The sequence below is a fragment of the Colwellia sp. BRX10-9 genome, assembly GCF_014077405.1.
GTDB lineage: Bacteria > Pseudomonadota > Gammaproteobacteria > Enterobacterales > Alteromonadaceae > Colwellia_A.
Genome location: NZ_JACGVV010000013.1, coordinates 53,079 through 66,456, shown reverse-complemented (window position 1 = coordinate 66,456; position 13,378 = coordinate 53,079). Strand labels below are relative to the sequence as shown.

The window sequence follows — 13,378 nt, the reverse complement described above, 5'->3', positions numbered from 1 at the left end:
TTTATAAAAAAAACCAGCATTATTAGCCTCTTTATCTCTTTAATCTTTAGCCCAAGTGTCTGGGCTGAACGAGCTGAGTATGTCGTAGAATTGAAAGATCATTTGTTTTTTCCTGCGGTTATAAAAATTCCACCAAACAAAAAAGTTAAACTTGTTATTTATAATCGAGATACAACCCCTGAAGAGTTTGACAGTTTTGACTTAAATCGAGAAAAGGTTATTTTCCCCCATAAAAGAGCGGTGATTTTTATTGGTCCATTACCCGAAGGAAAATATAACTTTTTTGGTGAGTTTAATCCTAATAGTGCCAAAGGGACCATTATCGTTACCCCGTTGCCTGAGCGTAAAAAAGCAAGTAAAGCTACTGTTCAAAACATAACAGGAGGTGCTTAATGTTAATTAATACCGTGCTTTTGTTTTTGAGTAACAGTTTAGTTATTTTTATGGTGTTAGCCTTGTTGTTATCGATTAAAAATAAGTTTCAACTCTGTGGTCTTACCCTTATAAGTGGTGCGATATTGGGTATTTTGTTTATGTTACTGCTTTGGATTTATATCGATGTGATCAGCCAAATGTTTGATGATACCGGGCTTGAATGGTTCTATGCGAGTATACATGTTCTTGTATATATTCTAATTTTACATTTTATTCATCGCTCCCATATCAGCGTTAGTACCGCCAATAACAGTCAGCTATCTTGGTATGCTGGCGCAATACTCGCGTTAGTTATTATGCTACAGGGTACTAACTTCCTCATTTACTTTATTGGATATTGGTCGCAAACCGATATGGTTAATTCACTTTTTATTGGCGTTGTTTTAGGAACAGGAATTTGTATTAGTATCAGTATACTATTGTACTTTTTTTGCTTGTTTCTCAATGAGCGTTTGTATGGTCGAAGCACCGAAATTATTTTTGTTTTCTTTGCTTGTGGTTTATTTAATAAAACCAGCGATTTATTACTACAAATTGATTTTTTACCCAGTAGTAGTATGATTTTTGATGTTAATTTTATTGTTAGAGAAAAGTCTGAATTAGGACATTTTTTGAAAGCTTTATTTGGTTACGATGCAAGCCCAACCCTATTACAAATTGGACTTTATCTTTGCGCTTTATTTATCGCACTTTATTGGTGTCAGTTTCCCCAAAAACTTTGGCGGATCCCTCGCTTTAAGCAGGTTGTATCATGAAAAAAATATTTTATGTTTTAACGTTACTCTTGTACAACCTTTACAGCGTTATTGCTTTTGCTGATGGGGTAGTGGTGGATAAAGTGTATCATCCGTACGTGTTACCCAATGAAAAAGAAGTTGAATGGCGGTTACTGTCTCACCAAACGGAAAAGACCAATGACTTAGCGCAGCGCTTTGCCTACGGGCAGTCTGTACTTGACAACCTGATGGTAGAGTTTTATATCGTTGGCGAACGCGATATTGATGGAAATTTTGGTTTATCTGCTTACGAAATAGAAACCCGTTGGATGCTAACGGAGCAAGGTCAGTATTGGGCGGATTGGGGCATGCTTTTTGAATTTGAAAAAGAACATAATAAAGACAGTTGGGAAGTGACTTCAGGCTTGCTGTTTGAGAAAGAAATAGGGCGGACCAGTTTAAGTATTAATGCATTTTTGATTTACGAGTGGGGAAATGACATTAAAAATGAAATAGAAATGGAGTTTCGCGCTCAGTATCGTTATCGCTGGCTACCGCAATTTCAACCCGCAATTGAGTTATATTCAGGTGAAGATTATGTCGGTATTGGTCCAGCTTTCATGGGAATTCAACGCTTTGACCGACAAAAGCAGTTGAAATGGGAACTCGCCTTTATCACTGGACTGAATGGCGAAAGCAAAGATCATATTTTGCGCGCGGCTATTGAGTTTGAATTTTAATGAACCGCATTTTACCACTAAATAGACGCCACTCAGCGACCTTCTTATGGCTATGTTGTTGTTGTTTTTTATTACTTTTTTCGCTGGGGCTAAGTTGGCAAGTCAATAAAAGTGTTAATTTTTTTTATAAGTTTTGGTACTCACCATTAAATATTGAACAAACGATAAAAACTTATGCACCACAGAATACACAAGGTAAACAGGACTTTGCCCAGACAAGTCGTGAGCAACATTTACAAAGCTTTAGCGAAATAGTTGATGAAATTCATAATAACGGCGAGGGTCTGGCAAGGTTAAGTTATCTCAATAACGATAACCAGCGTCGCGCTTTACTGACCAAACCTGAGGTCGTACATTTACAAGATGTCAGTGTTTTAATTAACCAATTACGTACAATATCAGTGATTAATATCTTATTACTACTGATTACGATTGCTGGTGTATCTCGTTTCAAACAGCCAAAGCCAGCTAAAAAAGAGCGCTATATGGCGGTAATTATTCCCACTGTTTTATTTATAGCTGTGTTTTCACTGTTTGGTTTTACCGATGTCTTTTACTATCTGCATACGGTGGTCTTTCCTGATAATCATCAATGGTTTTTTTATTATCAAGAGTCATTAATGAGTAGCCTAATGAAAGCACCCGACTTATTTGCTGCAATAGCATTGTCGCTCAGTGTTATCGCAGCGGGGATTTATATGTTAATTTATCGATTATTAATGACAAAAATCTTTAGCAGCTAATCGTGTTCGTCGGTGCGTTGACAGGTTATATATGGAACAAATGTTGATGAGCATTGAAGTGAATTGTTTGTAAGTCAGCAACTAAAAGCAAGTTTTGGCGAGCATGAAATCATCAATGTTCAGACGATTACCGCTGGTGGTAAGGCGGGTTATATTTCAGCCAAGCAACGGTTTATATAACAGTGTACTGGGCTGAAATAGTAGTACTAGGGGTTAATTGATTCTAATTCTTTAATACGGCTTTGACTCACTAAAATATAACACTTCTTGTAGGCAGAAGCCGCACCCGTTCCCGGTGAAATAGCAAGGTACTGCCATCGACAGTCATTTTCTCTAAAGGTAATAAAATTACGTTGTGAGCGTTTAAACATGTTTAATGCCGCTTTTCTTCCGGTTACAGAGGCAAACTCTTCAAGGATGAACACTTGATTGTTTATCCATGTTTGTAACTCTCTATCTACCGCTTGTTTAACTATGTCTAGACAGCCTGATAAGCCTGAGGTTGTTTTTTGGGTCAGCTCACATTCATCAATAGACTTTTTTGCGTAGCTAACATTGGATAAAAAACAAAGGGCTAAGGTTAAACAATAGAAAGAAGTTTTGCTCATGATACTTTTCATTATATTTATAAGTTTATAGTTAATCATCGGATCATAGGTAAAGTAATAATAGCTCAACTTTATGCGGGTAGTACTTTTTTATAAGGTTTTACGGTCACTTTTTTATAAACACCCGCGCCAATATAAGGGTCTTTATCTGCCCATACTTGGGCTTGCGTTAAACTATCAAATTCAGCAACGATAAGCGAACCTGTAAAGCCTGCATCACCAGGGTTTTCATTATCGATTGCGGGACAAGGACCTGCCATTAATAATCGCCCTTGGTCTTGTAATTCTCGTAAACGTGCTAAATGTTGCTCACGTACTGACATTCTTAAAGCTAAACTATTTTCTACGTCTTCTGAATAAATAAGATAAAACATGTCGTTTCCATAAAGTTTGAGGATTATATATAGGTTAAGTGATTACTTTTTTTCTTCAATTGGTCTGTCACTTTCTTCATCATCATCGGGTAAATGTTTTGATAATAATAAAATTGAGGCGATTGAAAAAACAAACATTAAGCCGGTTAAACCGAATACTTTAAAGTTGACCCAAGTGTCTTGGTCAAAATTAAAAGCGACGTATAAATTTAATATCGCGCAAAATGTGAAAAAGAGCGCCCAAGCTAAGTTTAATTTACGCCAAATATTCTCAGGTAAAGTTAATGACTCATCGAGGAAGTCTTTGATGATGTTTTTATTAAAAATCTTATCACTGACCATAAGTGCGATTGCAAACAATAAATTGATGATGGTGACTTTCCATTTGAGAAAAGTATCGTCATGTAAAAATATTGTTAGCCCACCAAACACCGCAATAAGGACAAAAAATATTAAGGTACGTTTAGGGATGGGTTCTTTTTTGTAAATATAGTAAATTATTTGCGCGGCGCCAAGGATAATTAAAGCGCCAGTTGCCCAATATATATCAACAAATTTATAAACAATAAAAAAAACAACGAGGGGGAGATATTCAAACAGAGCGTGCATAGTATTAAATCTCCAACCAACCTTCGTTTATAAGTGAGTTAATTCTACTCAATGCTTAAGCATTAGCCAAACAATTATTTGGCTAATGTGAACTAATAACGTGAAATACAAGCGAAAACGTTACAAATTATTAACTGAAAGGATTAACTTTTTTAATTAAAATTAACTAACCCTTCATTAATCCGAACGGGTCATCGATAGAATATGATGGTTCAGTAAACCATTTTGCTCCATGCTCACTCATATAAAAATGATCTTCTAGGCGAACACCAAATTCGTCTGGCACCACTAACATCGGTTCATTAGAGAAACACATACCTACCGACAAGGGGGTTTTATCACTGCGAACTAGATAAGGCCATTCATGAATATCTAAACCTATGCCGTGGCCGGTTCTGTGGGGACAACCCGGTGTTTGATAATCAGGTCCCATTGCTTGGCTGGCTAAATAATCGCGAGCGGCAATATCAACATCACCACAAGGTACGCCAAGTATTGCTGCGTTAAATGCACTTGCTTGGGCATTTTTTTCAATCAACCACATTTGACGCTGACGTGGGTTAGCTTCACCAAAAACATAGGTTCTGGTGATATCTGAATTGTATCCTTCTAACTGACAACCGGTATCAATAAGCACTATATCGTTAATGTCTAAAGTTTTTGGGTTTTTTACCCCGTGTGGAAAAGATGAATCTTCACCAAAGAGCACAATACAAAAGTAAGATCCTGCAGCGGCGCCAACCTTTATGTGGGCTTGATTGATAAAGTCAGTAACTTCTTGCGTACTGATCCCCTGATATAATATTTTAGCGACGGCTTGATGTACTGCCATCGTCATATTTTTAGCCTGTTGTAGCAACGCTATTTCAGCTAACGATTTTTCACTACGACAACCAGCCGTAATTGCTTTTGCATTGATCAGTTGGTAATTGTTTGGGCTACTGTCGGCACATTGTTTAATACCATCAGCAATGAAGAATGCGGTTGACTCGTCAAGCGCAATATTGCCTGAGTCAATCCCCATATTTTTTAAGGTTTCAATAAATAATTGATAAGGATTTTCATGTTCTTGCCAACCATTAACTTTACCTTTAATGGTCATATACTGACGTAAGGTATTGACCTCAAAGAAGGGGGTAATGTATTGAATTTCGCCTTGCTGTGGGATTATTGCCCCAACCATACGTTCACTGGCATACCATTTTGTGCCCGTAAAATAATAGAGGTTAGTGCCAGCATCTAAGTAAGTTGCCTCAATATTATTATCTTTCATTAATTGCTGAGCTTTAGCGATACGTAACTGAAACTCGTTTGAAGAAATAGGCTCAACATCGCCGGTCATATTGTTAAGTTTGGCTAGCTCTGTTTGTGCATCAGAGCCTCCTACACCTATAGTCATTTTTTGTGTCATTAGCGTCCCAAAAGTAATGTATATTATTTCGTTATTATGACATGAATTGTTTATTTTATACAATATACATTGCTAAAGTGGCTATTTTTACATGTTATAAAAGCCAAGTTATCGCGCTATTAATATTTAAGGAATATTGGGTCTGCTGATAGATTAAGTGCCTGTAAGTAAAGCTCAGGGTTATTGTCTTGAAAAAACTTTACCCGAGCAACCGCTTGCGGTAGATCTTGATTTGCCGCATGAATAAGCCAGGCAAGTCCAAGGCCATGATCTTCTTCTGTGCCTTCAGCTAAGAAAAAAGCACGGCCCATCGCGCCCATCGCTTTTGCATGACCAAGCTTTGCCGCTTGTTCAAACAATTGAAACGCTTGTTCAACATCGCCAGACTGTCTTTTTATGAGAGCTTTATCAAACAAGTCGTTATCACTTTCGCTTAAGGGCGAAGTCGTTATGTCGGGCTCATTATTTAACTCATTTTGCCGTTGCTGTTTAAAGGGGTCATCAACAGCTTTGTTATGGTGAGTTTCTAAGTATAAGTCTTCAATAAGCTCGCTGTTTTCATCTTCGTCGTCTGAAAAAATATCTTTAATGTCTATGTCTTTTCTTTTTTCAGTTAACAAACAACTCATCACTGCATCATAGCGACTATTAAGTTGCTCTATGGTTTGTTGTTGTTTACTGATTTGTTTTTTGTAATAGCTTGCATCTTCAGTTAATTGTTTGATATGAGCATTTTGTTGGTCAAGATGTTTTTGATGAGACTGCTTTAAGTTATCAATGTTTGATTGATTAGCGAGATCAATTCTTAATTGTTGGCTATGACTATATTTTTCGAATCGCTCTAATACACCTTGAACACTCTGCTCGTAGTTAGTTTTCATTTTTTCAAACCAACGAAATATTTGGCTGGGCACTTTTTGATTATCTTCTGGCATAGCTGTTCTCAAAACATATCCTTTTTTTAACCATAATAATTGTAAACAGGGAAAGCAATATATTCATTACGAAAGCTCACTTTATTTATGTTTATTTAAAAAAAAAGCAATAAATTTATGCTAAACACCTAAAAAATGGCGGGTTTCTATTAAAATAAACTTGCAGTTAATTTTTTATGGTTTATCTTTATTGCTAAGAATTCTATTTTTATACGAATTTATAAGGGATTAAATGTTCATATTACCGGCTCTGCTAACCATTGCTCAAGTGGATGACTGTAAAAATCAGTTACTCGATGAAATTGCTAAAAATGATGTTATAACTTTTGACGACAGCGCTGTTACCCATATAGATACCGTTGGTGTGCAATTATTATTAGCGGCGGTAACCTACATCGCAGCACAAAATAAAGTACTCAATTGGAATTCTACCTCCCGTGTTATTCAAGAAAGCGTTAAGCAATTAGGGCTTAATGAAGCCATTTTAAATCAATATCTAAATGCTTAGAATCAATTTTTTAGTGAGATATCCTCTAAATATTATTAAGCTTTTGCTGTTTATATTTACCTTAAAAAGGAAATACCTATGACCAAAATTTTGGTTGTTGATGATTCTAACTCTATTCGCGATATGGTTAGTTTTACATTAAAAAGTGCCGGTTATGAAACCGTTGAAGCAAGAGACGGACAAGAAGGTTTGAGCAAAGCTCAGGGTGGGGCGTTTGACTTAGTGATCTCTGACGTAAATATGCCGATTATGGATGGTATTACTTTATGCGAAGAGTTACGTAAGTTACCCCCTTTTAAGTTTACTCCTATTTTGATGCTAACGACCGAAAGTTCTGGTGATATGAAAATGCGTGGCAAAGCAGCTGGTGCTACCGGATGGTTAGTTAAACCTTTTAATCCTGAAAAATTATTAGCAACCATTAAACGGGTTGTTAGGTAGCTATTATGAGCGTAGATCTCACACAGTTTATTCCAAGCTTTTTAGAAGAAAGTTTTGAAGGTCTCGAATTAATGGAGTCGAGCTTGCTAAATTTAGAGCAAGGTGATGATGAAACGATTAATTCAATATTTCGTGCTGCCCATTCCATTAAAGGAGGTGCTGGTACTTTTGGCTTTAATCATGTCACAGAGTTCACCCACTTGGTTGAAACACTTCTTGATGAAATGCGTGATGGCAGGCGTAATATTGAACAAGATGACGTTGAATTATTATTAGAGTCTGTTGACTGTATGCGCTTGTTAATTGAGGCAATAAGAGATGAACAAGAGTGTGATAGTGAAAAAATAGCTGAAAACTCAACGCGCTTAGAGGAAACATTAGCCTCAAGTGGCAATGGGAATACTGAAGCACTACTTATAAATGTTGATGACACCACAGACAATAACAATGATATAACAAGGTGGCAGATAAAATTTATACCAGAGCATCATTTAGTGCAAACCGGTAATGATCCTCTACTCCTCTTTAATGCCTTGGCTGATTTAGGAGAAATTTCTTTAGTGGCTGATGCTAAAGACCTACCAGCATTAAGTGATATTGATGCCGAAGAACTCTATTTAAGTTGGCAGTTAACATTGTGCTCAAATGCCAGTGAAGCGGATATAAAAGAAGTCTTTGAATGGGTTGAAGATGAATGTGAATTAATTATTACCAAAGAAGATCACATCCCAGAAGTCAACGTTGAAGAGGTGATTGAAGCCAATACCCTTGACGAGTCAAGCCAAGATGAAGCGGCTAATATAACAACGCCAATCGAAGACAGCTTTCCTGAGCCTACGCCAAAAAACACCCCAGATAAGCCGGCAGGTAAGTCTAAAAATGATCTCGGCTCTATTCGAGTCGGTGTTGATAAAGTTGACAGTTTAATTAACCTGGTTGGTGAATTAGTAATTACTCAATCTATGCTGTCTGAGTTAGGCAATGATTTTGACTTATCAAAAGTTGAGCGCCTAAATGCGGGGTTGGAGCAGTTACTGCAAAATACTAAAGAATTACAAGAAAGTGTTATGCGAATTCGCATGCTACCGATTAGTTTCGTTTTTAATCGTTTTCCAAGGTTAGTACATGACCTGTCTAAAAAAACAGGAAAAGAAATTGAGCTTATTCTTAAAGGTGAGCAAACAGAACTCGATAAAACTGTTATGGAACAAATTGGCGATCCGCTGGTACATTTAGTGCGTAATGCCGTTGATCATGGTATTGAGTCTGCACAAGTTAGACTCGCTAATGGTAAGCCTGAAAAGGGTTCTATTGTGCTTAATGCCTTTCATCAAGGTGGCAGTATTTGTATTGAAATTAGTGATGATGGTGGCGGCATTGACCGCCAAGCTGTTTTTAATAAGGCACTTGAAAAAGGCCTCGTTGATGAAAAAACCACCTTGTCTGATAGCCAAGTTTTTGATTTACTTTTTGAACCTGGATTTTCTACTGCTAAAGAAGTCAGTGATATTTCTGGTCGTGGCGTCGGTATGGATGTGGTAAAAAAGAATATTCAATCATTAGGTGGACGAATACAAGTCGAGTCTGAACAAGGCAAGGGGAGTACCTTTCGGGTAAACCTACCCCTTACCTTAGCGATACTTGATGGTCAGTTAGTTCGGGTGGGTAAGGAAGTTTATATCATTCCTTTAATTACTATTGTTGAATCTCTGCAGCCACAAAAAGAGCTTATTAATCGTGTTTCAGGTGACATGCTGCTTTATCGACTCAGGGAAGATAATGTACCGGTTATCCCTATTTATCAGTTATTTAATATTCCTTGTGAATTTGAACATATCGAAAGTTGTTTGTTGGTTGTGGTTGAAGCAGACGGACAAAAAATTGGTTTAATGGTTGATGATTTACTTGCCCAGCAGCAAGTCGTCATTAAGAGCTTAAATGATAATTATCAACAAGTTCAAGGTGTCTCAGGAGCCACTATTTTGGGTGACGGTTCTGTGGCTATGATTCTTGATGTACCAGGTATTATTGAAATGGCGTTAACAAAAGCACAAATAAATCAACACCACCAGTCAAGTGTTCAATCTCAAATTACCCAGTCAATATCGACAGGAGTGAACACTTAATGGATATTCAAATGTTAGCAGCAGAGGTGCCAGTTGAGGGAGAGTATTCCTTAGAGGGCATCGACTTTATAACCAGTGGTGACCAATACCTCACTTTTTTATTAGCCGATGAACAATATGCGGTTGATATTTTATGTGTCGAAGAAATACGTAGTTGGGAAAACCCAACCCGCATCCCTAATTCACCTTGTTATATTAAAGGGGTTATAAATATGCGCGGTATTATTGTACCGATAGTTGATCTACGAATGAAATTTAATATCGGTAGTGCTATTTATTGTGAAACAACGGTAGTGATTGTTTTAACTGTGGAAACCGAAGACAAAACGCGCACTATAGGTTTTGTGGTTGACGCCGTCTCAGATGTGCTCAATGTAGAAGCTAGCGATATAAAACCTGCCCCAGCATTTGGTGGCTATGTACCACAAAATTACTTACAAGGTTTAGTAAATGTTGGCGAAAATGTTGTCATTTTACTCAATGTTAACGTTTTACAAGAAATTGAAAAACATCAGTTAATATAAATAAAGGAAGATACCATGGAACAAGAGCAAGAATATCTCACCTTTATGTTAAATGGCGAAGAGTATGGTGTTGATATTTTATGCGTACAAGAAATACGCGTGTGGAGTTCAGTTACTGAGTTACCGAACAAGCCAAATTATATCAAAGGGGTCATTAACTTACGTGGCATTATTGTACCTATCATAGATTTACGCCAACGTTTTGGTCAACAACCGCTCGTATATAATGAGCAAACAGTGACCATTATTTTACGAAAGCCAAATAGTCAAAAAAACATGGTAGTCGGTATTGTGGTCGACGCCGTGTCAGAAGTGTACAAGTTTGACAAAAAATCAATACGGGTCCCTCCTACTTTTGGTAATAAAATAGATCGTTGTTTTTTACAGGGCTTAGTGTCAATTGACGACAGGCTTATTATTTTACTTGATAGTCATAGTTTATTAGATCAGGACGAACTCTACGACGTAGACAATCACCTAAAAAGTTCACAGCAAAACACATAGAAAGCAGCGTTAATTGTTGATAGTTATTGAATAAACGACAATCTCAATAAATAAGAGCATTAATATAATGACAGGTAAACAGATCAATTTAGTTCAGCAAAGTTGGCAAAAAATACTGACACTTTCACCCAATGTTGGCGATTTGTTTTATCAACAATTATTTGTATTACGACCGGAATTAGCAGCATTATTAAAAAATGATAAGCAAGATAAAATCCGGGCTAATAAAGACTTTATCTGTTTATTAAGCCATGAAATAAATTTATTACAGCCAATTGAACTGACTAAAGAAAAAATTAATACATCAGTCACTATTAATGATGTTAAAAATTATCAAGCAGATGTTGAAAATGCCTTGTTGCTAGCATTAACAATGATACTAGATAAAGAGTTAAAAATTGCGCTCAAAAGAGCTTGGATCTCGACAATTAAACGTTTAGTAGGAAGCATTGTTATTGAGTTAGTGCTTAATTCTATAAAAATAAAAGATAACATTCAATCGATAGGGAAGAATACTACCATGGGTAAAGATACCGAAATTTCAGTTGAGCAGGCTAAAGAATTGCAATTTGCAGACATGTTAGCTCAGATAGAAGCACTGAATAAAGTTCAAGCGCTAATTGAGTTTAATATGGACGGTACTATTATTACCGCCAATGAAAACTTCTTATCGACCTTAGGTTATAGCTTAGAAGAAGTGCAAGGTAAGCATCACAGTATGTTTGTCGAACATAGTTTTAAAATAAGTGAAGAATATCAAAATTTTTGGGAAAGCTTGAATCGTGGTGAGTTTGAATCAAAAACTTATAAACGCATTGCTAAAGGCGGCAGAGAAGTTTGGATACAGGCGTCTTATACCCCTATTCTTAATACAGAGGGTGTTCCTTATAAAGTGATGAAATTTGCAACGGACATTACTGAACAAAAATTAGCCAACGCAAACTTTTTAGGTCAGATCGAAGCGATAAGTAAAGCGCAAGCTGTGATTGAATTTAATATGGACGGCACAATTATCACCGCGAATGAAAACTTTTTATCAACGCTCGGCTATACCCTAGAAGAAGTAAAAGGCCAGCATCACAGCATGTTTATTGAGCCAGAGCTCAAAGGGAGTGTTGAATATAAACTCTTTTGGGAAAGCTTAAATCGCGGTGAATACGACTCAAAAGAATATAAACGCATCGGTAAAGGTGGTAAAGAAGTTTGGATACAAGCTTCTTACAATCCTATATTAGACTTAAATGATAAACCTTTTAAAGTGGTGAAATTCGCCTCAGATGTCACCAAACAAAAATTAATAAGTGCTGATTATTCTGGACAAATTGCCGCGATAAGCAAATCTCAAGCGGTGATTGAATTTAATATGGACGGTACTATTATTACCGCCAATGACAATTTTTTATCGGCGTTAGGTTATACACTTAGTGAAATACAGGGGCAACACCATAGCTTATTTGTTGAGCCTGCTCATAAGTCGACTATTGAATATCAACAATTTTGGCAAAAACTGAATCGCGGTGAATTCGACAGTGGCGAATATTTACGCATAGGCAAAGGCGGAAAAGAAGTTTGGATTCAAGCGTCTTACAACCCTATTTTAGATTTAAATGGCAAGACCATGAAAGTCGTTAAATATGCCGCAGATATCACCGGAAGAAAGCAAGCTATTGCTCAAATTAAAGAAACGTTAATGACCTTATCCGACGGTGATTTAACGCAATACATTGAAACAGAGTTGGTAGGTGAATTTAATATTATTGGCACTTCTATTAATGAATTTATTGATGTATTGAGTAATATGGTTGGTGATATTCGCAGCGCGTCAACCAATGTTTTTGATTCGGCTCGTGAACTTGCTGAAGGAAACAATGAACTTAGCCACAGAACAGAATCTCAAGCCTCTAGCCTTGAAGAAACAGCTTCTGCTATGGAAGAACTAACCAGTACTGTGCAGCAAAATGCAGAGAATGCATCTGAAGCGAGTAAGTTGTCAGCTTCGGTCATGGACAAAGCAACTAATGGTGGCGCAGTAGTAAAAAATGCTATCACGGCGATGAGTGATATTAATAAGTCGAGTAAAAAAATAGCTGACATTATTAGTGTTATTGATGAAATTGCCTTTCAAACCAACTTGTTGGCCTTAAATGCTGCAGTTGAAGCGGCAAGAGCGGGTGAACAAGGTCGTGGTTTTGCGGTGGTTGCTGCAGAAGTTCGCAACTTAGCGCAACGTTCAGCCGGTGCCGCTAAAGAGATTAAAGGTTTAATAAACGACAGTGTTGAAGCGGTAGGTCAAGGGACTAAGTTAGTTGATGAAACCGGTCAAACTTTTACTGAATTGGTTAATGCTATTGAAGAAGTCAGTAAAATGATCAGCGATATTGACAGTGCGGGTAAAGAGCAATCGGCCGGTATTGGCGAAGTCAGTGCAGCCGTTAGCCAAATGGACGAAATGACTCAACAAAATGCTGCATTAGTCGAAGAAGCGGCAGCGTCGAGTAAGTCAATGGAAGAACAGTCACAAGCACTCCTTGATCAAGTTGCCTTCTTTAATAATGGCGAAGATGATGAAGAAGAGATTCGAACCCCCATTCGTCGCTCACAACGAACAAGTAGAAGACCGGCAAGTAGACAGCCTGCAAGTTGACAGCCTGCAAGTGGACAACCAACAAGGGCCGCGAGCAGACAACCAACCAGACCAGCGCCC

Annotated in this window: 15 protein-coding genes; 10 read left to right on the top strand and 5 right to left on the bottom strand. The window is 37.3% G+C overall.

The annotated features are described in order from the left end of the window. The first annotated feature begins 18 nt into the window (after positions 1-18). Genes H4J69_RS09700 through H4J69_RS09685 form a run of 4 tightly spaced genes read left to right on the top strand, consistent with a single transcriptional unit; the run spans position 19 to position 2,634 of the window. Entirely contained in the window at positions 19-393 is a 375-nt protein-coding gene (locus H4J69_RS09700) for a cupredoxin domain-containing protein (RefSeq protein ID WP_182215869.1), read from the top strand. Then, on the top strand, positions 393-1,190 hold the full coding sequence (locus tag H4J69_RS09695; RefSeq protein WP_182244654.1) for a hypothetical protein: 798 nt from the start codon (positions 393-395) through the stop codon (positions 1,188-1,190). The genes H4J69_RS09700 and H4J69_RS09695 overlap by 1 nt, the downstream gene beginning before the upstream one ends. Then, entirely contained in the window at positions 1,187-1,891 is a 705-nt protein-coding gene (locus tag H4J69_RS09690; protein WP_182215780.1) for a hypothetical protein, read from the top strand. Before H4J69_RS09695 ends, H4J69_RS09690 begins: the two co-directional genes overlap by 4 nt. Beyond that, on the top strand, positions 1,891-2,634 hold the full coding sequence (locus H4J69_RS09685) for a DUF1461 domain-containing protein (RefSeq protein ID WP_182244655.1): 744 nt from the start codon (positions 1,891-1,893) through the stop codon (positions 2,632-2,634). Before H4J69_RS09690 ends, H4J69_RS09685 begins: the two co-directional genes overlap by 1 nt. Before the next feature lie 206 nt (positions 2,635-2,840). Here the strand turns inward: H4J69_RS09685 and H4J69_RS09680 are convergent, their stop codons facing one another. The 5 genes from H4J69_RS09680 to H4J69_RS09660 form a co-directional block, all read right to left on the bottom strand. After that, complete coding sequence (locus tag H4J69_RS09680) at positions 2,841-3,242, bottom strand: lysozyme inhibitor LprI family protein (RefSeq protein ID WP_182215784.1); 402 nt, start codon at positions 3,240-3,242, stop codon at positions 2,841-2,843. A gap of 71 nt (positions 3,243-3,313) precedes the next feature. Then, the gene (locus H4J69_RS09675) at positions 3,314-3,616 is read right to left on the bottom strand and encodes a YciI family protein (protein WP_182215786.1); all 303 of its coding nucleotides are present in this window, start codon (positions 3,614-3,616) and stop codon (positions 3,314-3,316) included. 42 nt (positions 3,617-3,658) lie between these two features. Continuing rightward, positions 3,659-4,225: a septation protein A gene (locus H4J69_RS09670; protein ID WP_182230802.1), complete on the bottom strand. Its 567-nt coding sequence runs from the start codon at positions 4,223-4,225 to the stop codon at positions 3,659-3,661. A gap of 166 nt (positions 4,226-4,391) precedes the next feature. Further along, positions 4,392-5,624 (bottom strand): Xaa-Pro peptidase family protein, encoded by a 1,233-nt coding sequence (locus H4J69_RS09665; RefSeq protein WP_182215871.1) that lies wholly within the window; start codon positions 5,622-5,624, stop codon positions 4,392-4,394. A gap of 131 nt (positions 5,625-5,755) precedes the next feature. Continuing rightward, positions 5,756-6,583, bottom strand: a complete 828-nt coding sequence (locus tag H4J69_RS09660) for a tetratricopeptide repeat protein (RefSeq protein WP_182215789.1) — start codon at positions 6,581-6,583, stop codon at positions 5,756-5,758. A 220-nt stretch (positions 6,584-6,803) separates the two neighbouring features. Here H4J69_RS09660 and H4J69_RS09655 point away from each other — a divergent pair, with 220 nt between their 5' ends. The 6 genes from H4J69_RS09655 (at position 6,804) to H4J69_RS20360 (ending at position 13,318) form a co-directional block, all read left to right on the top strand. Beyond that, a complete protein-coding gene (locus H4J69_RS09655) occupies positions 6,804-7,079 on the top strand; it encodes a lipid asymmetry maintenance protein MlaB (protein WP_182215791.1) in 276 nt (91 codons plus the stop codon). 78 nt (positions 7,080-7,157) lie between these two features. Further along, a complete protein-coding gene (locus H4J69_RS09650) occupies positions 7,158-7,520 on the top strand; it encodes a response regulator (protein WP_070373857.1) in 363 nt (120 codons plus the stop codon). A gap of 5 nt (positions 7,521-7,525) precedes the next feature. Beyond that, positions 7,526-9,646 (top strand): chemotaxis protein CheA, encoded by a 2,121-nt coding sequence (locus H4J69_RS09645; RefSeq protein WP_182215793.1) that lies wholly within the window; start codon positions 7,526-7,528, stop codon positions 9,644-9,646. Further along, positions 9,646-10,170: a chemotaxis protein CheW gene (locus tag H4J69_RS09640; RefSeq protein ID WP_182215795.1), complete on the top strand. Its 525-nt coding sequence runs from the start codon at positions 9,646-9,648 to the stop codon at positions 10,168-10,170. Before H4J69_RS09645 ends, H4J69_RS09640 begins: the two co-directional genes overlap by 1 nt. A 15-nt stretch (positions 10,171-10,185) precedes the next feature. Next, positions 10,186-10,674 carry a chemotaxis protein CheW gene (locus H4J69_RS09635; protein WP_182215796.1) on the top strand — a complete coding sequence of 163 codons (489 nt, stop codon included), beginning with the start codon at positions 10,186-10,188 and terminating at the stop codon, positions 10,672-10,674. A 577-nt stretch (positions 10,675-11,251) separates the two neighbouring features. Next, positions 11,252-13,318 carry a methyl-accepting chemotaxis protein gene (locus H4J69_RS20360; RefSeq protein WP_404842819.1) on the top strand — a complete coding sequence of 689 codons (2,067 nt, stop codon included), beginning with the start codon at positions 11,252-11,254 and terminating at the stop codon, positions 13,316-13,318. Positions 13,319-13,378: the final 60 nt, after the last annotated feature.

What these genes read in the sequence shown, in the direction of transcription:
- H4J69_RS09695 (WP_182244654.1), top strand. Translation starts at nt 393, where the DNA reads ATGTTAATTAATACCGTGCTTTTGTTTTTGAGTAACAGTTTAGTTATT.
- H4J69_RS09690 (WP_182215780.1), top strand. Translation starts at nt 1,187, where the DNA reads ATGAAAAAAATATTTTATGTTTTAACGTTACTCTTGTACAACCTTTAC.
- H4J69_RS09685 (WP_182244655.1), top strand. Translation starts at nt 1,891, where the DNA reads ATGAACCGCATTTTACCACTAAATAGACGCCACTCAGCGACCTTCTTA.
- H4J69_RS09680 (WP_182215784.1), bottom strand. Translation starts at nt 3,242, where the DNA reads ATGAGCAAAACTTCTTTCTATTGTTTAACCTTAGCCCTTTGTTTTTTA.
- H4J69_RS09675 (WP_182215786.1), bottom strand. Translation starts at nt 3,616, where the DNA reads ATGTTTTATCTTATTTATTCAGAAGACGTAGAAAATAGTTTAGCTTTA.
- H4J69_RS09670 (WP_182230802.1), bottom strand. Translation starts at nt 4,225, where the DNA reads ATGCACGCTCTGTTTGAATATCTCCCCCTCGTTGTTTTTTTTATTGTT.
- H4J69_RS09665 (WP_182215871.1), bottom strand. Translation starts at nt 5,624, where the DNA reads ATGACTATAGGTGTAGGAGGCTCTGATGCACAAACAGAGCTAGCCAAA.
- H4J69_RS09655 (WP_182215791.1), top strand. Translation starts at nt 6,804, where the DNA reads ATGTTCATATTACCGGCTCTGCTAACCATTGCTCAAGTGGATGACTGT.
- H4J69_RS09650 (WP_070373857.1), top strand. Translation starts at nt 7,158, where the DNA reads ATGACCAAAATTTTGGTTGTTGATGATTCTAACTCTATTCGCGATATG.
- H4J69_RS09645 (WP_182215793.1), top strand. Translation starts at nt 7,526, where the DNA reads ATGAGCGTAGATCTCACACAGTTTATTCCAAGCTTTTTAGAAGAAAGT.
- H4J69_RS09640 (WP_182215795.1), top strand. Translation starts at nt 9,646, where the DNA reads ATGGATATTCAAATGTTAGCAGCAGAGGTGCCAGTTGAGGGAGAGTAT.
- H4J69_RS09635 (WP_182215796.1), top strand. Translation starts at nt 10,186, where the DNA reads ATGGAACAAGAGCAAGAATATCTCACCTTTATGTTAAATGGCGAAGAG.
- H4J69_RS20360 (WP_404842819.1), top strand. Translation starts at nt 11,252, where the DNA reads ATGTTAGCTCAGATAGAAGCACTGAATAAAGTTCAAGCGCTAATTGAG.